This window comes from Roseateles paludis (assembly GCF_039872745.1).
Classification (GTDB): Bacteria; Pseudomonadota; Gammaproteobacteria; order Burkholderiales; family Burkholderiaceae_C; genus Pelomonas; species Pelomonas paludis.
Map to the genome: position 1 here is coordinate 1,014,120 of NZ_JBDPZD010000002.1, position 17,200 is coordinate 1,031,319.

The 17,200-nt window shown below is 67.1% G+C and carries 15 protein-coding genes, 1 other RNA gene and 1 pseudogene; 6 read left to right on the forward strand and 11 right to left on the reverse strand.

Annotation, left to right across the window (positions count from 1 at the left end; all coding sequences use genetic code 11):
* Nucleotides 1-7: 7 nt before the first annotated feature.
* The 4 genes from ABDJ85_RS10565 to ABDJ85_RS10580 all read left to right on the forward strand — a co-directional run bounded on the left by ABDJ85_RS10565 (nucleotide 8) and on the right by ABDJ85_RS10580 (nucleotide 4,929).
* Nucleotides 8-652, forward strand: coding sequence for a lysophospholipid acyltransferase family protein (locus tag ABDJ85_RS10565; protein WP_347704718.1), 645 nt, complete (start codon nucleotides 8-10; stop codon nucleotides 650-652).
* Nucleotides 652-1,647 carry a phosphatidate cytidylyltransferase gene (locus ABDJ85_RS10570; RefSeq protein WP_347704719.1) on the forward strand — a complete coding sequence of 332 codons (996 nt, stop codon included), beginning with the start codon at nucleotides 652-654 and terminating at the stop codon, nucleotides 1,645-1,647. Before ABDJ85_RS10565 ends, ABDJ85_RS10570 begins: the two co-directional genes overlap by 1 nt.
* 219 nt (nucleotides 1,648-1,866) lie before the next feature.
* Nucleotides 1,867-2,415 carry a crossover junction endodeoxyribonuclease RuvC gene (gene ruvC, locus ABDJ85_RS10575; RefSeq protein ID WP_347704720.1) on the forward strand — a complete coding sequence of 183 codons (549 nt, stop codon included), beginning with the start codon at nucleotides 1,867-1,869 and terminating at the stop codon, nucleotides 2,413-2,415.
* 180 nt (nucleotides 2,416-2,595) lie between these two features.
* A complete protein-coding gene (locus ABDJ85_RS10580; RefSeq protein WP_347704721.1) occupies nucleotides 2,596-4,929 on the forward strand; it encodes an ATP-binding protein in 2,334 nt (777 codons plus the stop codon).
* On the opposite strand, the gene ABDJ85_RS10585 is transcribed toward ABDJ85_RS10580, so the two are convergent.
* From ABDJ85_RS10585 to rnpB, 3 genes are all read right to left on the reverse strand, one after another.
* On the reverse strand, nucleotides 4,907-5,818 hold the full coding sequence (locus tag ABDJ85_RS10585; RefSeq protein WP_347704722.1) for a carbonic anhydrase: 912 nt from the start codon (nucleotides 5,816-5,818) through the stop codon (nucleotides 4,907-4,909). The genes ABDJ85_RS10580 and ABDJ85_RS10585 overlap by 23 nt on opposite strands.
* A 45-nt stretch (nucleotides 5,819-5,863) precedes the next feature.
* A complete protein-coding gene (locus tag ABDJ85_RS10590; RefSeq protein ID WP_347704723.1) occupies nucleotides 5,864-7,072 on the reverse strand; it encodes a multidrug effflux MFS transporter in 1,209 nt (402 codons plus the stop codon).
* A gap of 108 nt (nucleotides 7,073-7,180) precedes the next feature.
* Nucleotides 7,181-7,496, reverse strand: an RNA gene (gene rnpB / locus ABDJ85_RS10595) — RNase P RNA component class A.
* 50 nt (nucleotides 7,497-7,546) lie between these two features.
* Between rnpB and cysK the strand changes: the two genes are divergently transcribed.
* Nucleotides 7,547-8,464: a cysteine synthase A gene (cysK, locus tag ABDJ85_RS10600; protein WP_347704724.1), complete on the forward strand. Its 918-nt coding sequence runs from the start codon at nucleotides 7,547-7,549 to the stop codon at nucleotides 8,462-8,464.
* A gap of 24 nt (nucleotides 8,465-8,488) precedes the next feature.
* Here the strand turns inward: cysK and ABDJ85_RS10605 are convergent, their stop codons facing one another.
* The 8 genes and pseudogenes from ABDJ85_RS10605 to ABDJ85_RS10640 form a co-directional block, all read right to left on the reverse strand.
* Complete coding sequence (locus ABDJ85_RS10605) at nucleotides 8,489-9,508, reverse strand: FHA domain-containing protein (RefSeq protein ID WP_347704725.1); 1,020 nt, start codon at nucleotides 9,506-9,508, stop codon at nucleotides 8,489-8,491.
* On the reverse strand, nucleotides 9,493-10,899 hold the full coding sequence (locus tag ABDJ85_RS10610) for a S1 family peptidase (RefSeq protein ID WP_347704726.1): 1,407 nt from the start codon (nucleotides 10,897-10,899) through the stop codon (nucleotides 9,493-9,495). The genes ABDJ85_RS10605 and ABDJ85_RS10610 overlap by 16 nt, the downstream gene beginning before the upstream one ends.
* A 353-nt stretch (nucleotides 10,900-11,252) precedes the next feature.
* A pseudogene (locus ABDJ85_RS10615) lies at nucleotides 11,253-11,981 on the reverse strand (NYN domain-containing protein); the annotation flags it as partial.
* A complete protein-coding gene (gene pyrC, locus ABDJ85_RS10620; RefSeq protein WP_347704727.1) occupies nucleotides 11,978-13,009 on the reverse strand; it encodes a dihydroorotase in 1,032 nt (343 codons plus the stop codon). The pseudogene ABDJ85_RS10615 and the gene pyrC, both read right to left, overlap by 4 nt.
* A gap of 43 nt (nucleotides 13,010-13,052) precedes the next feature.
* The gene (locus ABDJ85_RS10625; RefSeq protein WP_347704728.1) at nucleotides 13,053-13,787 is read right to left on the reverse strand and encodes an amino acid ABC transporter ATP-binding protein; all 735 of its coding nucleotides are present in this window, start codon (nucleotides 13,785-13,787) and stop codon (nucleotides 13,053-13,055) included.
* Nucleotides 13,788-13,796: 9 nt separating this feature from the next.
* On the reverse strand, nucleotides 13,797-14,462 hold the full coding sequence (locus tag ABDJ85_RS10630) for an amino acid ABC transporter permease (protein ID WP_347704729.1): 666 nt from the start codon (nucleotides 14,460-14,462) through the stop codon (nucleotides 13,797-13,799).
* Nucleotides 14,462-15,202 carry an amino acid ABC transporter permease gene (locus ABDJ85_RS10635; RefSeq protein ID WP_347704730.1) on the reverse strand — a complete coding sequence of 247 codons (741 nt, stop codon included), beginning with the start codon at nucleotides 15,200-15,202 and terminating at the stop codon, nucleotides 14,462-14,464. Before ABDJ85_RS10635 ends, ABDJ85_RS10630 begins: the two co-directional genes overlap by 1 nt.
* 69 nt (nucleotides 15,203-15,271) lie before the next feature.
* Nucleotides 15,272-16,162, reverse strand: a complete 891-nt coding sequence (locus ABDJ85_RS10640) for an amino acid ABC transporter substrate-binding protein (protein WP_347704731.1) — start codon at nucleotides 16,160-16,162, stop codon at nucleotides 15,272-15,274.
* A 284-nt stretch (nucleotides 16,163-16,446) separates the two neighbouring features.
* Here ABDJ85_RS10640 and ABDJ85_RS10645 point away from each other — a divergent pair, with 284 nt between their 5' ends.
* Nucleotides 16,447-17,130: a PEP-CTERM sorting domain-containing protein gene (locus ABDJ85_RS10645; protein ID WP_347704732.1), complete on the forward strand. Its 684-nt coding sequence runs from the start codon at nucleotides 16,447-16,449 to the stop codon at nucleotides 17,128-17,130.
* Nucleotides 17,131-17,200 lie beyond the last annotated feature (70 nt).

The window sequence follows — 17,200 nt, forward strand, 5'->3', positions numbered from 1 at the left end:
TCGGCGCATGTCCGTCGCCGACTTCACCGGCCAGCTGCTCACCTTCATCGCGCGCCTGATCACCGGTGCGCAAGGGCACTGGAAGGGCTGCCCGCCGCTGCCCGAGCAGCGCATCTACTTCGCCAACCACCAGAGCCATTTCGACATCGTCCTGATCTGGGCCGCCTTCCCGCACGAGCTGCGCGCCCAGACCCGCGCCATCGCAGCGCGCGACTACTGGGCCAAGAGCGCCTTTCGCACCTGGCTGACGAGTGCCGTCTTCAACGCCATCTACGTCAGCCGCACGCGCGCCAAGCCCGACGAAGACCCGCTGGAGCCGCTGGTCGAGGCGCTGGGCCACGGCGACTCGCTGGTCATCTTCCCCGAGGGCACGCGCTCGCACACCGGCACGCCGCTGGCGTTCAAGTCGGGCCTCTTCCATCTGGCCGAGCAGTTTCCGCACGTGCCCCTGGTGCCCACCTGGATCGACAACGTCCAGCGCGTGATGCCCAAGGGCGAGGTCGTGCCCGTGCCCATCCTGTGCACCGTCACCTTTGGCGAGCCGATCCGCTTGCAGCCGGGCGAGAGCAAGGCGGACTTCCTCGTGCGTGCCCGCGAGGCCTTGCTGGCGCAACGCCCCAACCCCGAATGGGCTGAGAAGGTCGTCGCCTGATGCGCTGGCTCAAGTCCTTGAGCAGCAGCGAGCAGGTCGCCCTGCTCTTCGTGGTGCTGTTCGGCTTCCTGGCGCTGCTGACGGTGGGGCTCTTCCTGCACTCGCTACGCGAGCGGCCCGAGGACGTGCGCGCCGGCACCAGCCGCGGCTGGGAGCGCACGCGGCGTGACCTGCGCGCCGCGTGGATCGGCGGCTGCCTGTTCTGGATGGCCTGGATCTCCGGGCCGCTCGGGGCCACCGCGCTCTTTGCGGTGTTCTCCTTCCTGGGCCTGCGCGAGTTCATCACCCTCGTGCACACCCAGCGCAGCGACCACCGCTCGCTGATCGTCGCCTTCTTCGTGCTGCTGCCCGCGCAGTACCTGATCTGCGGTGCGCGCTTCTTTGACCTCTTCGCCATCTTCCTGCCGGTCTATGGCTTCCTGGTGCTGCCCATGGTCAGCGCGCTGGCCGACGACCCGCAGCGCTTTCTGGAGCGCAACGCCAAGATCCAGTGGGGCGTGATGCTGTGCGTCTACGGCCTCTCCCACGCGCCGGCCTTGCTGCTGCTCGACTTCCCCGGCTTCCGGGGCCGTGGCGCCTTCTTGCTGTTCTTCTTCGTGATGGTGGTGGCGACCGGCCAGGTCGCACAGGAGCTGGCCCGGCGCAGCCTGCGCCGCCGGCCGGTGGCGCGCCGCATCAGCCGCAGCTTCTCGATGCGCGCTTGGTGGACGGGCGCCTTCACTGGCGCCGTGGTGGGCACCTTGCTCTACTGGATCACGCCCTTCAAGCCCGGGCAGGCCCTGGTGATGGCCTTCCTCAGCGCCGGTAGCGCGGGCTTTGGCGGCCTGGTGATGAAGGCCATGAAGCGCGATGCCGGCGTGCGCTACTGGGGCAACCGCAGCTCCATCACCGGCGCAGTGGGTCTGCTGGATCGCATCGCGGTGCTGTGCTTCGCGGCGCCGGTGTTCTTCCACTCGGTGCGCTGGTACTTTGAGCTGCCGATGAGGGCCACATGAGAGCCCCCACGCGAACTTCGTTCACTGCCCCCCACGGGGGCTGCAGCGCCCTTGGGGCGGCCCGGCGGGCGCTGCCATGAGGATCCTCGGCATCGACCCCGGCTTGCAGACGACAGGCTTTAGCTGCGGCGCGTCGCTCTCGCGACTTCACGAGCGCTGCGCGCTCATGAGCCTGCGCAGAAGCCTTGCCACCGTCACCAACGTCGGGACAGCACCCTCATGAGGATTCTCGGCATCGACCCGGGTTTGCAGACCACCGGCTTTGGCGTCATCGACGCTGATGGCCCACGCCTGGCTTACGTGGCCAGCGGCACCATCAAGACCAACAAGGTCGCGGCCGGCGAGCTGCCGGCGCGCATCAAGATCCTGTACGACGGCATCCGCGAGGTGGTAGCGCGCTATGCACCCCAATGCGCGGCGGTGGAGATCGTCTTCGTCAACGTCAACCCGCAGTCCACCCTGCTGCTGGGCCAGGCGCGCGGCGCGGCGTTGACGGGGCTGGTGTCCTGCGACCTGCCCGTGTCCGAGTACACGGCGCTGCAGATGAAGAAGGCCATCGTGGGCCACGGCCATGCCAAGAAGGAGCAGATCCAGGCCATGGTGCAGCGTCTGCTCAACCTGCCGGGCCTGCCGGGCAAGGATGCGGCCGATGCGCTCGGCCTGGCCATCATGCACGCCCATGCCAGCGTGAGCTTTGCCGCCATGAGCAAGCAGACCCCGCTGGCGCGGCGCCAGCACGCGCAGTTCCGGGGCGGGCGCACCTACTGATCAGCCCCCGGCGTTCGGAAGTCACACCCAAAGACCCTGGCGCACACACGAGATGTCACGCACCGACAGGCCCGGGCGAACAATTCCTGCTCCAGCAGACACCCCCACCGGGCGGGGCGCACTCTGCGAGTCTGCGCCTAGGAGTCTGTGGCAGCATGCGCTGACAACCGCCGCACCATCTTGACCCGCAAAACCTCCGCCTCCCTCTCCGTCGCGCTCGCCTTTGGTGCCGTGGCTGGCCTGCTCGTGCCGGCCTTGCTGGTGGGGGGGCTGTGGATGGGTCTGCGCGACCAGCAACAAGCTGAGGCCGCGCTGCAGCGCGAGCTGGAATCGCGCCTCGACGTGCTGGCCAGCAGCATGCCCGAGCTGCTCTGGAACCTCGACACCGTGGCCGCCCGCGAGGTGGTGGCCGCCATCGTCAAGTCGCCCGAGGTGGTGCGCGTCAGCATCCGTGATGCGGCCTCGTCCCAACCCTTCCTGGAACGCCAATACCCTGAGCGCCGGCGCGGCCAGAGCCTGACCGGCAAGCGCGATGTGCTGCGCGGTGACGCGCTGATCGGTCAGGTCGAGGTCGAACTCGACGACCACCTGAACCGCGAGGCCGTGACGCGCCAGCGCTGGCTCTACGGCATGACAGTGAGCGGCCAGTTGCTGGCCTCGCTGCTGCTGGTGCTGTGGCTGCTGCGCTCACGCGTGTTCCGCCCGCTGCGCGAGCTGGAGGACTTTGCACAGGGCCTGGCGGGCGGCAACTTCACCACGCCCGTGAGCCTGCCGCGCGATGACGAAATCGGCCGCCTGGGTGGCCACCTGGAGCACATGCGCGGCGCGCTGCAAACGCAGTTCAGCGCCCAGCATGCACTGATCGAGCGCCTGCGCGGCATGGCCGAGACCGTGCCCGGTGTGGTCTTCCAGCTGCGTCGCCTGCCCCAGGGCGGCTACCGCTTCGACTACGTGAGCGAGGCCATCCGTGAGTACTTCCTGCTCGGCAGCGCCGAGCTGACCGACTCCGCCGACGCCTGGTTCGCCCGCATCGATGCCGCCGACCGCGCCACCGTGCGCGCCGCGCTGGAGGTCTCGGCACGCAGCCTGGGGCCCTGGCAGCAGGAGTTCCGCACCCAGCACGGCGACGGCAGCGAGCGCTGGATGTACGCCAATGCGATTGCGCAGAAGCAGCTGGATGGCAGCGTGCTGTGGCATGGCTTCCTGACCGACATCTCGCGCCAGCGGCGCGATGCGCTGGAGCTGGAGCGCTACCGCCACCACCTCGAAGAACTCGTCCAGGCCCGCACGGCCGCGCTGGCCGAGGCCACCAGCGCTGCCCAGGCCGCCAGCCTGGCCAAGAGCGCCTTCCTGGCCAATATGAGCCACGAGATCCGCACGCCGATGAACGCCATCATCGGCCTGACCTACCTGGCCCAGGGCGACGCCAACGAGCCCGAGCAGCGCGAACGCCTGTCTCGCGTGGCCGAGGCGGCCGAGCACCTGCTGGGCATCATCAACAACGTGCTGGACTTCTCCAAGATCGAGGCCGGCAAGGTGCAGCTGGAGCGGCGCGAGTTCCGGCTGGAGTCGGTGCTGGACAACGTGGCCAGCATGGTGGCGCAGAGCGCGGCGTCCAAGGGCTTGCGCGTCGAGGTCGACATCGCACCCGACCTGCACGACACGCCGCTGCTGGGCGACCCACAGCGCATCACCGAGATCCTGCTCAACTTTGCCGGCAATGCCGTCAAGTTCACCGACTTGGGCTTTGTGCGCCTGTCAGCACGCCAGGACGCCGACCACAGCACCGAAGAGCGCGTGGGCCTGCTGATCGAGGTGGAGGACAGCGGCATCGGCATCGACAGCGAAGCCCAGCTGCGCCTGTTCCGCGACTTTGAGCAGGCCGACAGCTCCACCACGCGCCGCTACGGCGGCACCGGCCTTGGCCTCGCCATCTGCCGCCGCCTGGCCGAGCTGATGAACGGCAGCGTGGGCCTGCGCAGCAGCCCGGGCCAGGGCAGCCAGTTCTGGCTGCGCCTGCGGCTGGACCGGGCCACACCCGAGCCGGAGTCCGCCGAGCTGGCCCCGATCTCGCACGACCTGCAAAGCGCGCGTGCGCTGCTGGCGCCCTGGGCGCAGGCTCGCATCCTGATCGCCGAGGACAACCTCGTGAACCAGGAGGTGGCGCTGGCCATGCTGGCCAATGCCGGGCTCTCGGCCGACGTGGCCGCCGACGGGCGCGAGGCGGTGGAGATGTTCGAGCACGGCGACTACGCGCTGGTGCTGATGGACGTGCAGATGCCGGTGATGGACGGGCTGGACGCCACGCGTGCCATCCGCCAGCTGCCGGACAAGGGCACCGCCGTGCCCATCATCGCGATGACGGCCAATGCCTTCGACGAGGAGCGCCAGCGCTGCATCGACGCCGGCATGGACGACCACATCGGCAAGCCGGTGTCGGCCGAGCAGCTCTTCCTGACCCTGCATGCCTGGCTGTCCGGCAAGCAGCAGGTCAAGGGCCGAGCGACTCCTTGATCAGGCGTCCCGAGCCGGCCTGCAGCGGCCGTGCATTCATCGGGTAGAGGCGACCGAAGATGTTCAGCTGCTCAGCAGACACCTGCACCGGCTGGCGCATCACCATCCACAGCACGCCTTCACTGCAAGGCGGCGTGGTCAGCGAGCCCATGTAGGTGAAGTAAGCGCGGTCCTCGGGCAGCAGCTGGTTCAGGTCCAGGCTGCCGGGGGCGGGCAGGTCCTCGCCCTTCTCCAGCGGCAGGTTGTTCCAGATGGTCTGCACCAGGGGCTGGGCCCGGCCCTGCTCCAGCAGCACGGCCACCACGGCGAGCTTGCCCTGCGCATCCCGGTGCACGAGGTGGGCCACCATGTCGAAGAGCTTGCCGTTGATGCGCTCTTCACTCGGTTTGTGGAAGTGGAACTGCAGCAGCTCGAAGCGCCGGCCCATCACGCCGAGCGTGTTGCCCGCGGCGACGTTGACCTGGATGGTGTGGCCGTTATCCAGCACCGAGAAGCGGCTGGGCTGGTAGTTGAAGTCGATCTTCTCCAGATCGACCCGGATGCCCTCGCGGATGTCGATGGGGCTCTGGCGCGTGCCGGTGGCGCAGGTGCGGAACTCGGGGCTCAGCTCGGCCCAGCGCTCGGGGGCGCCCTCGCCGGTGTAGCCCCAGTGCGCAGTGCCGTGGGCGGCGCCCTCGGGCTTCTTCTTGGGGGGGCTGGCTTTGGCGTCTGCCTTGGCGTCGGGTTTGGTGGCGACCTTTGCGTCCGGCTTGGCGTCAGGCTTGTCCTTCAGCCGCTCGGCCAGACGCTGGCGCAGCAGCTCGGCCGTATCGGCAGCGTCTTGCGCGCGCGCCGGAGCCGGCAGCAGGGCCAGGGCCATCAGGCTGAGAAGCAAGGGGCGAGCGAACACGGGCAGCAGTCTCCACCGGCAAGGCCTGTTCTTCGGCCGAAGCGGCTAGGTCTTGAGCCCCTTTTGCACGATCACCCAGGCCACCAGCCCGATGCACATCAGCCCCGCCGAGGTGAAGGCCAGCGCATGCGTGGAATGCATCACGAGCGGCACCAGGGCGCCAGCGACCAGGCCATTGGCCGCACTGCCCACGCAGGCCTGCAGCGACGACGCCATACCGCGCCGCTCGGGCACCTGATCGAGCACCAGCAGCGTCACCACCGGGACCATGATGGCCCACCCAAAGGCAAACAGACCCAGCACCGGCAGCGCCCACCAGGCGCTCAGCGGCACCCAGAGGTTGAGTGCAATGTTGACCACCGACATCACCACCATGACCTGGAAGCCCAACTTGATCTGCGCCGCCGGCGTGACCTTGCCGGCCAGGCGCCCGCTCACCGCCGCGCCGGCCATGATGCCGCCGATGGTGCAGCAGAAGAACCAGAAGAACTGCGTCGGCGCGAACTGCAGATGCTCGCCCAGGAACACCGGCGTGGCCAGCACATACAGGAACATGCCATTGAACGGGATGCCGCTGGCCAGCACCAGCAGCACGAAGCGTGGGCTGGAGATCAGGCGCGCGTACTCGCGCAGCAACTTGCCGACGTGGAAGGGATGCTTGTGCTGGGTGTGCAAGGTCTCAGGCAGCCAGCGCGCATTGGCCAGCAGCAAGGCCAGGCCAATGGCCACCAGGAACCAGAAGATCGAATGCCAGTCGGCATGCACGAACAAAAAGCCCCCGATCATGGGCGCCACCGCCGGTGCCACGCCGAAGAACAGGGTCACCTGCGACATGGCCCGCTGCGCATCGGCCGGCGGGTACATGTCCCGGATGATGGCGCGTGACACCACGATGCCCGCGCCGGCCGACATGCCCTGCACCGCACGCCAGAAGATCAGCGCCTCGACGCTGCCCGCCAGCGCACACCCCAAGCTGGCCAGCGTGAACGCAGTGAGCCCGATCAACACCACCGGGCGGCGGCCAAAGCAGTCCGACAGCGAACCGTGGAAGAGGTTCATCACCGCGAAGCCGAACAGGTAGCTCGACAACGTCTGCTGCATCTGCAGCGGCGTCGCGTGCAAGGCCTGGGTGATGCCGGCAAAGGCCGGCAGGTAGGTGTCAGTGCTGAAGGGCCCGAGCATGCCCAGGCAGGCCAGCAGGATGGACAGCGCCCAGCGGGGCGCTCGCCAGAGGCGGCTGGCTTCGGGGTTCATGGGCAGGCTTTCAGGCGCGACATCAAGCCGGCATTCTGCGTGGCATTGCCCTGCCCTGCCTGCCCCGCGCGAGACACCCCGCCACGCCGGACGGGTGAAAGTCGAAAAGAGTGAAGTGCTTCGATAGGCCGGATTCTGTGAAGCCCCTTGCGGGGCCTTGACCGCCATTCTTCTGGGCCGGGGCTCACACCCCGGCTCGATGCCACCTACCCGCCAGCTCTGCGAGCCGCATCAACGCTGGCCTACTTGGTGTTGCTGCGCGTAGAGATTGCCCGTTTCACCCGGACTTAACCGGCTCGTCTCTGTTGCTCTGATCCTCGGCTTTCGCCGGGCGGCTGTTAGCCGCTACGCTGCTCTTTGCAGTCCGGACCTTCCTCCAGTGCGCCCTTTCGGGACTAGCACCAGCGGCGGTCTGAAGCACTTCACGGGTAAATTATCCCCGACCCTTTCACCAGAACAGCACGGAGACCCCGCATGAGAGCCGACAACGTCCTGGCCACCATTGGCAACACCCCCCACATCCGCCTGCAGCGCCTGTTTGGTGGCTCGCACCAGGTGTGGATCAAGTCCGAGCGCGCCAACCCCGGCGGCTCGATCAAGGACCGCATCGCGCTGGCCATGATCGAAGCGGCCGAGGCCTCGGGCCAGCTTCAGCCGGGCGGCACCATCATCGAGCCCACCTCGGGCAACACGGGCGTGGGCCTGGCGATGGTGGCGGCGGTCAAGGGCTACAAGCTCGTCCTCGTGATGCCCGACAGCATGAGCATCGAGCGCCGCCGCCTGATGCTGGCCTATGGCGCGAGCTTTGAGCTGACGCCGCGCGAGAAGGGCATGAAGGGCGCCATCGCCAAGGCCCAGGAGCTGGCCGCCGCCACGCCCGGCGCCTGGATCCCGCAGCAGTTCGAGAACGCGGCCAACCCGGCGGTGCACGCGCGCACAACGGCGCAGGAGATCCTGAATGACTTCCCCGAGGGGCTGGATGCGCTGATCACCGGCGTGGGCACGGGCGGCCACATCACCGGCTGCGCCGAGGTGCTGAAGAAGGCCTGGCCGCAGCTCAAGGTGTTTGCCGTCGAGCCCACGGCCTCGCCCGTGCTCAGCGGCGGGTCGCCCAGCCCCCACCCCATCCAGGGCATCGGCGCGGGCTTCATCCCGGCGGTGATGAACACGAGCTTGCTGGACGGCGTGATCCAGGTCGAAGCCGAAGCCGCCCGCGAGTACGGCCGCCGCTGCGCGCGTGAGGAAGGCCTGCTGGTGGGCATCTCCAGCGGCGCCACGCTGGCCGCCATTGCACAGAAGCTGCCCGAGCTGGCGGCGGGCAGCAGGGTGCTGGGCTTCAACTACGACACCGGCGAGCGCTACCTGTCGGTCGAGGGCTATCTGCCGGCATAACCCAAGCGAGCTGGCCTGAGGCCGCTACTCGTTCGGGTCAGCCTCAGGCGCTTCGTTGTCCTTGTTGGCCTGGCGCGCGAGCTCGGCCTGCAAGGGCCGCAGCGAATCGATCAAGGCCGCTGGCGGCTTGGGGTTGGCCAGGCGGAAGGCGGGCGGCGCCAGGCTGGCCAGGTAAGGCGGGCCGAACAGGTGCTGCTGCTCCCAGCGGCCAGCGGCCTGGAGGCCCAAGCCCATCACCAGCAGCGACACCATGGCCCCACCAAGCCAGCGGCGCGCGCGCGGCCAGACAGTGCTGGCATGCCACCACACCAGGCCCCCACCCAGCACGGGCACGACCAGAGCCTCCAGCACCAGCAGGCGCGGCCACGAGAAGGCGAAGGCCACCAGGGGCAGCAGCCACTCCAGCAGGCCCACCGTGCACAGCACCAGCAGCACCTTGCGCAAATGCGTGGCAAACGGGAAGCGGTGCTGGAAGAGCTGGGTAGCCAGCGCCCACAGCGCCGCCCAGCCAGCCACCACCACCAGAGGCCCCAGCAGCGGCGCGGCGTAGTCGACCCAGCGGGAGTCGGGGTCCACGCTGCTCCAGCGGTCCACCCACTGCAGCAGCACCAGAAGCAGCGCCATGCCGGGCAGCAACGCCCAGTGGCGACGCACCGGCACCGCCAGCGGCTGCTCGGCCGCCAGCGGGGCGGCGGTGTGGCGGATGCGCAGGGGCACGCCCGCCAGCAGCAGGTCTTGCGAGGCCGCGACGGCCACCGGCGCCTCCGGCTTCAAGGCCTCGCCGGCCTGACCCACCAGGCTACCGCCATTGAGGCTGGGCAGCAGGCGCAGTTGCACGCCGCCCTCGGGCGTCCAGTCCAGCACGGCGTGCTCGGCAGCCAGGTGCGGGTCGTCCAGCACCACCTCACACGCGGGTGAGCGGCCGATGCGCGCTGGCCAGGTGCTGACGCGCTGAAGCAGCTGCGGCCGGCCGTCACGGCCCAGCAGTTCGACGACGGCCACGGGGGCTTGCAGCAGCAGGCCGGGCTTCACTTCTTCGTCCATGCGAAGCCCTCCAGGTAGTGCGATGCCAGCTTGAGCGCGTTGTCGAAGCTCACGCCCCGGGCATCAAAGCGGCCGAGCGCGCCTTCGGTCTTGGCGTCCACCGTGGTGACGAGGACCGAGAGGTCATGCAGGCCCTCGAGCTTGCGGTAGGCGCGCAGGCAGACCACGGCACGCAGCGGCAGGCCGTCACGCTCCACAAAGTCTTCCTTGCAGAAGGGTGCGGTGCGGCTCTTGTCGGGCCGGCCGAGCCGCTCGTTGCGGAAGCTGCCCGAGTACTGGCGCGCAAAGCGCAGGGTGCCGAGCTTGCTGCCGTCATAGGCCTCGTGCGACATGTCGAGCCAGCCGGTCTGCAGGCTGCCGCTCACAAAAATGGCGTGCTCCATGCGGCACTGCGAGCGCTCGAAGTCCAGGCCCTTGGTGTCGGCCGGCGTGCCGCGCCCCCAGCAGCGCATGAAGGTCTGTTCAGGCACGGGCAGCCGGTAGTGCGCATGGTTGGCGCTCTGCCAGGGCTGGGCGGTGAAGCGGGTGACAAGTTCGTCCTGGTAGGCCATCAACTGGTCACGCAGGCGCGTCCACGCGGCGCCCTTGATGGGTTTAGCGTCACGGCTGCGCTGCAGCAGCTTCTCAGCGTACTCGGCCGGCACCAGGAAGCTCATCTGCTGCGCAAAGAACATGGCCGAGACATTGATGCCGACGACGCGGCCGTCTTCGTCCAGCACCGGGCCGCCACTCATGCCCGAATTGATGGAGCCCGAGTAGTAGATGAGTGGGTCGAAGCTGCGCTCCACGAGCCCGTTGTAGGTGCCCTCGACCACGGCAAAGGCCACGTCGTGCGGGTTGCCCATCGAGTAGATGCGGTCGCCCTTGGACAGCGGCTGACCCTGGGGGCGGAAGCTGAGCTGGCCCACACCTTTCAGGCCATCACCGACCACGCGCAGCAGGGCCAGGTCCCGCCGGGCATCGAAGTCGATCAGCTCCAGCTGGCCGCCCTCGCCTTCGGTCGTGGCGTAACGCAGGCGGAAGTTCTCGGGCTCCAGCGCGAACTGGCTGATCACGTGGTAGTTGGTGATGACATGGCCCTGCTCGCTGACGATGAAGCCGGAGCCCACGCTGGCCTGGCTGTCCTGCGTCTTGAGCAGGGTGCGGATCTGCAGCAGCTGGCCCTTGGACCGCTCGTAGAGGCGGCGGGCGCTGGCGGAGACGGGCGCCGGTGCGGCGCGCGCGCCTGGCGGCGCAGCGGCTGACGTGGCGGCTGATGTGGCGGCTGGCGTGGCGGCTGGTGCGGAGGCAGGCTGGGCCCGCAGGTCTGGCGCAACGAGCAAGGCCCCGAGCAGGAGGCCGAGACTCAGCAACAGGTGGGGCAGACGGGGGAGGCTGGGAATAGCGCGCAAGCGAGTCCTCAAGGCTTGGGGGCATGGCGGCGTGGGCCGCCGTCCATGCTCGCCGATGCTAGCCGCGAACGCGGCACGGCCTGTCGCTGGAATGGGGCCTATGCCGCAGGTTTGGCGCGAGGACGACGGGTGCGGGGCTTGGGCGCGGGCGCGGCGGCTTCTACTGGCTGGGGGGCTGGCGGGGTGGCGGGCGGGTTCTGGGGCACCGCACCGGCAGCGCTGGCCTTGCGCGGCGAGCGGCGACGCGTGGGTTTGGCCTCGGCAACAGGCGGGGCCGGCGGCGGCTCGGGCACCACGTCAAGCTGGGGCGGCGGGGTCACGACGGACTCTGGCACCGGGCGCGGGGCCTCGGTGCGGCCAGGCCGGGCCTCGCGCCGGTCACGCACGTAGGGGTTGTTGCCCTCGCGCTTGAAGTCGAACAGCTGGGTGGCCTCCAGCAGGCGCGTGAAGGTGGCGTAGCCGTAGTTGCGCGGGTCGAAGCTGGCCTGGTTGCGGATCTGCTGGCTGACGACGCTGACGCTGGCCCAGCCATCCTCATTGGCCGCGCCTTGCACGGCGTGGCGCAGCAGGGAGACGAGCTTGGCATCCTGCTTGAGCTGGGCCGGGCTCATGCGCTGGGGCGCGCTGCTTGCGCCTGTGTCGAGCTTGTCCAGGTAGAGGAAGCGCGAGCAGGCGTTGACGAAGGGCGCCGGCGTTTGCTGGTTGCCAAAGCCGTGGACCGCGGCGCCCTTGGCCCGCAGGTGCATGACCAGGGGCGTGAAGTCGGCGTCGCTGGAGACGATGCCAAAGGCGTCGGGGCGGTCGGTGTAGAGCAGCTCCATGGCGTCGATGACCATGGCCATGTCGGAGGCGTTCTTGCCCTTGCTGTAGTCGAACTGCTGCATGGGCCGGATGGCGTGCTCGTGCAGCAGCTTCTCCCAGCCCTTGAGGGCGTCCTTCTTCCAGTTGCCGTAGGCGCGGCGCACATTGGCCACACCAAAGCTCGCCAGCTCGGTGAGGATGAGGTCGATCTTGCCGGCGGGGGAGTTGTCGGCGTCGATCAAGAGCGCGATGCGTGCGTTGCGCTCGGGCGTGGTGGTCATTGCAATTTCCAGTTCAGGGTTTCACCGCCACGCAACGGCTTGAGCTGGGCGTCACCGAAGGCCACGGCGGCAGGCGGGGTCCAAGGCTCGCGCTTGAGCGTGACCGTGCCGGTGTTGCGCGGCAGGCCGTAGAAGTCGGGGCCGTTGAAGGACGCAAAGGCTTCGAGCTTGTCGAGCGCGCCGAGCAGCTCGAAGGCTTCGGCGTACAGCTCCAGCGCCGACAGCGCGGTGAAGCAGCCAGCGCCGCAAACGGAGGCTTCCTTGAGCTGGGCGGCATGCGGTGCGCTGTCGGTGCCGAGGAAGAACTTCGGAGAGCCCGAGGCGACGGCCTGGCACAGCGCCAGCCGGTGCTCCTCGCGCTTTAGCACGGGCAGGCAGTAGTAATGCGGGCGCAGGCCGCCGGTGAAGAGGGCGTTGCGGTTGTAGAGCAAATGCTGCGGGGTGAGGGTGGCGGCGGTGAAGCGGTCGCTGCTGGACACGTACTGCGCCGCCTCCTTGGTGGTGATGTGCTCGAACACGACCTTGAGCTCGGGGAAGTCGCGGCGCAGCGGTTGCATCACGCGGTCGATGAAGACGGCCTCGCGGTCGAAGACGTCGATGGCCGGGTCGGTCACCTCGCCATGCACCAGCAGCAGCAGGCCGGCGCGCTGCATGGCCTCGAGCGTGGCGTAGCACTTGCGAATGTCGGTGACGCCGGCATCGCTGTTGGTGGTGGCGCCAGCCGGGTAGAGCTTCAGCGCGACCACGCCCGCCGCCTTGGCCGCCGCAACCTCCGCCGGGGCGGTGTTGTTGGTGAGGTAGAGCGTCATCAACGGCTGGAAGTCCGAGCCGGCCGGCAGGGCGGCCAGGATGCGCTCACGGTAGGCCATGGCCTGGGCGGCCGTGGTGATGGGCGGCCGCAGGTTGGGCATGACGATGGCCCGTGCAAATTGCTGGGCCGTGTAGGGCGCCACGCTGGCAAGTGCGGCGTCGTCGCGCAGGTGCAGATGCCAGTCGTCGGGGCGGGTGAGGGTCAGGGTGGTACTCATGGGGCGGGATTGTCCGTCGCCCCCGGTCTGCCTCGGCGCCCGGTCAATGTTGCAAGATCTTGGACAGGAAGTCCTTGGCGCGGGCTGATCGATCCTCGGGCTTGCTGAAGAAATCACTGCTGGTGCAGTCCTCGACGATCTTGCCAGCGTCCATGAAGATGACGCGGTTGGACACGCGCTTGGCAAAGCCCATCTCGTGCGTCACGCACATCATGGTCATGCCTTCTTGAGCGAGCTTGACCATCACGTCCAGCACCTCGCCCACCATCTCGGGGTCGAGCGCCGAGGTGGGCTCGTCAAACAGCATCACGATGGGGTCCATGGAAAGCGCCCGCGCGATGGCCACGCGCTGCTGCTGGCCGCCGGACAGCTGACCGGGGAATTTGTCCTTGTGGGCCGTGAGGCCGACCCGCTCCAGCATCTTGAGCCCACGCGCCTTGGCATCGTCGGGGCTGCGCCCCAGCACCTTGATCTGCGCGATGGTGAGGTTCTCAGTCACCGACAAATGTGGGAACAGCTCGAAGTGCTGGAACACCATGCCGACCCGCGAGCGCAGCTTGGGCAGGTTGGTCTTGGGGTCGGCAATCGAGATGCCGTCCACCACGATGTCGCCCTTCTGGAAGGGCTCCAGCGCATTGACGGTCTTGATCAGCGTGGATTTGCCGGAGCCTGAGGGGCCGCAGACCACGACAACCTCGCCCTTCTGGATGGAGGTCGTGCAGTCGGTCAGCACCTGAAAGCTGCCATACCACTTGGAGACGTTTTTGATGTCAATCACAGCGGGACCTCAACGAATGATGGCGATCTTCTGCTGCAGGCGCCGTACCAGTTGCGACAGAGAGAAGCAGATGACGAAATAGACGAGGGCAGCGACCAGATAGGTCTCGACCGGCCGGTTGAAGTTCTTGCCCGCCACCTCGAAGCCCTTGAGCAGGTCGTAGGCACCGACGGCATAGACCAGCGAGGTGTCCTGGAACAGCACGATGGTTTGCGTCAGCAGCACCGGCAGCATGTTGCGAAAGGCCTGCGGCAGCACCACGTAACGCATGCTCTGCCCATAGGTCATGCCCAGCGCATAGCCCGCGTTGACCTGGCCCTTGGACACCGACTGGATGCCGGCGCGCATGATCTCGGAGAAGTAGGTGGCTTCAAAAAGCGTGAACGTGATCAGCGCCGAGGTCTCACCGCCCAGCGGCCCGAGCAGCTTGGGGATGAGCAGGAAGAACCACAGGATCACCATCACCAGCGGGATGGAGCGCAAGGTGTCCACGTAGATGGCGGCCGGGGTTGCCAGCCAGGCCCGGCCCGAGAGCCGCATCATGGCCAGCAAGGTGCCCAGCACGATGCCGCCCAGCATGGCCACAAGGGTGAGCTGGATCGAGAACCAGAAACCCTTGGCCACAAAGCTGTGGATGACGCCCCAGTTCAGGAAGCTGTAGTCGAGGTTCAGCATCACTTGGCCCCCACCGTGCCCGGGATGCGGACCCGCGCCTCGATGAACTTGGCGACGCGGTTGATCACGAAGGCCGAGACAAAGTAGAGCAGCGTGACCGGGATGAAGATCTCCTCAAAGTGCGAGGTCTCCTCCGACGCCTGCTGGGCAAACTGAGCGAGCTCAGGGATGCTGACCGCAAAGGCCACGGCCGAGTTCTTGACGATGTTCATCGACTCGCTGGTCAGCGGCGGGATGACGATGCGAAAGGCCATCGGTAACAGCACGAAGCGATAGGTCTGCGGCAGCGTGAAGCCAAGCGCCTGACCGGCATAGCGCTGGCCTTTGGGCAGGGTCTGGATGCCCGCCTTGACCTGCTCACCAATGCGCGCACTGGTAAAGAAGCCCAACGCCAGCACCACCAGCACCGAAGGCGGCACGCCCTGCAAAACAGGCACCATCACCGGCAGCACGTGGTACCAGAGGAAGACCTGAACCAGCAGCGGGATGTTGCGGAAGAGTTCGGTCCAGGCCTCGCCAAAGCGGACCAGCCAGCGGTTGGGTGTGGTGCGCGCCACCCCGACCAGCGAGCCCACCACCAAGGCCACCAAGAGACCGAGCAGCGACACGCTGAGTGTCCAGCCCCAGGCTCCCAGCATCCATTGCAAATAGGTCTGCTCCTTGCCACCCGCCGCGAAGCAGCTGGCCACGGCTTCGCCCGTGGCGGTGTCATTGCAGAAGAACTGCCAATCCCAGCTCATCGTCCCTCCTAACGCAAAGCGGGTGCCATGCACCCGCTTCCAGTGGTCAATGCATCCAGCCTTGCCGCCTTATTTCTTGGCGTAGTCTTCCATCGGCTTGTCGTTGGGATTGGCCCAGGCCGCCTTGGTGGCTTCGTTCAGCGGCATGCCGATCACGGCGCCCGCCGGTGGGATCGGTTTCAGGAACCATTTGTCGTAGAGCTTGGCCAGGTCGCCGAGGCGAATCTGCTCCTTGATGCTGTTGTCCACCACCTTCTTGAAGGCTGGGTCGTCCTTGCGCATCATGATGGCGATCGGCTCGACGGACAGTACTTCGCCGACGATCTTGTAGTCCTTGGGACTCTTCGAGGTCGCGATGTTCTTGGCGAGGATGGAGCCATCCATCACGAAGGCGTCAGCACGGCCGGACTCCAGCAGCAGGAAGCTATCGGCGTGGTCCTTGCCAAACACCTCTTTGAAGTCCACGCCAGTCGAGCGCTCGTGCTTGCGCAGGGTCTGGACCGAGGTGGTGCCCGTCGTCGTGGCGACCGTCTTGTTGGCCAGATCCTTGATGGAATTGATGCCCGAATTGGCCTTGACCGCGATACGCACTTCCTCGACATAGGTCGTCACCGCAAAGGCCACGTCCTTTTGCCGCGTGGCATTGTTGGTGGTGGAGCCGCACTCCAGATCCACGGTGCCGTTCACCGTCAACGGAATGCGATTGGCCGAGGTGACGGGCTGGTATTTGGTGGTGATGCCACTCAGGCCGAGCGCCTTGCGGACGTCCGAGACGATCTTCTCGCAAACGTCGATGTGATAGCCCACGTACTTGCCATCCCCAATCGTGTAGGACAGCCCGGACGACTCGCGCACACCGAGGGTGATGGTGCCGGTGTCCTTGATCTTCTTGAGAGTGTCTTCCGCCTGCGCGAGGCTCACGGCACCAGCAAGGGCCAGCAGAACGATCGAATGCTTCATGGCTTCTCCAAAAATCGTGTCCACCACTGAGGCCGTGGTGCAAAGCTGAGCAGACCATGGCGAGCAAGCCCGCCGAATACGGGTTTCTACGTGCCGATCGACTTTACTGCCGCCCACTCAGCCAGCTGTGGCTTTGACGCGAAGCTTCACTCACCCCCTTTGTCATGGGCTCAGCCTCCTCCAGCCCCCCCGAATCAAAGGGGCCGGCGTCCCCCAAGAATTGAGCCGCTTCAGTACAGTCAGCGCACGTTCCCCTCCAACAAGAACACTCACGGAGTCGTCCCATGCGGGCTTTTCGTACTTTGATGATGGCTGGCCTTTTGGCCGCTACGGGCCTGGTCCAGGCTGTCCCGGTGAAGAAGACGGCGGATTTCGAAGGCCTCTCGGCCCCGAGCGATCCTTCCGTGATCGTCGCGCTGCCCTACTCTGAAAATGGGCTCAGTTTCACTGGCAACGGTGCCTTTGCCTTTGGCCTTGGGGTAGCCGGCGGCGGCACGCACAACGCGCTGCTGCTCAGCGAAGTGTCCGTCGACCAGTTTGGCGATACGGTCGACCAATGCCCGTCTGCGGGTTGCGCGATCACCGTCGGCTTTTCAGCAGGTTTCACAAACTTTGGGTTTAGTTTGGCCAGCCTCGATCTCCGCAGCGGCGGCTCCCCGATGCTTGAAATCTTCGGCGATCAAGGCCAGATCGGCAGTGCGGTTGCTGTGGCAGGGGTCCAGTCCAGCAGCGCCTGCAAAGTTGGGGTTTGCACCTTTCAGGAATTCTCGGTGGACTTGGCGCCTGGTCAGGTCGGAACCAGTTTCCGGTTGAGCTTTGCCAGCGCCGCGCACTGGTTGTTTGACCAGTTCAACGTGACGCCGTTTGAGGCTACGCCCCCCAACCGCGTCCCTGAGCCTGCCAGCTTCGCGCTCGTCCTCGCCGCTCTGGGTGGCGTTGCCGTTACCCGCCGCCGTCGGGGCCAGTGAGCTGACGGCGTCGCCGTTGTCACTGTGAAAAGACCGCCCAGTGGGCGGTCTTTTTGTTTGGGCGCGCCGC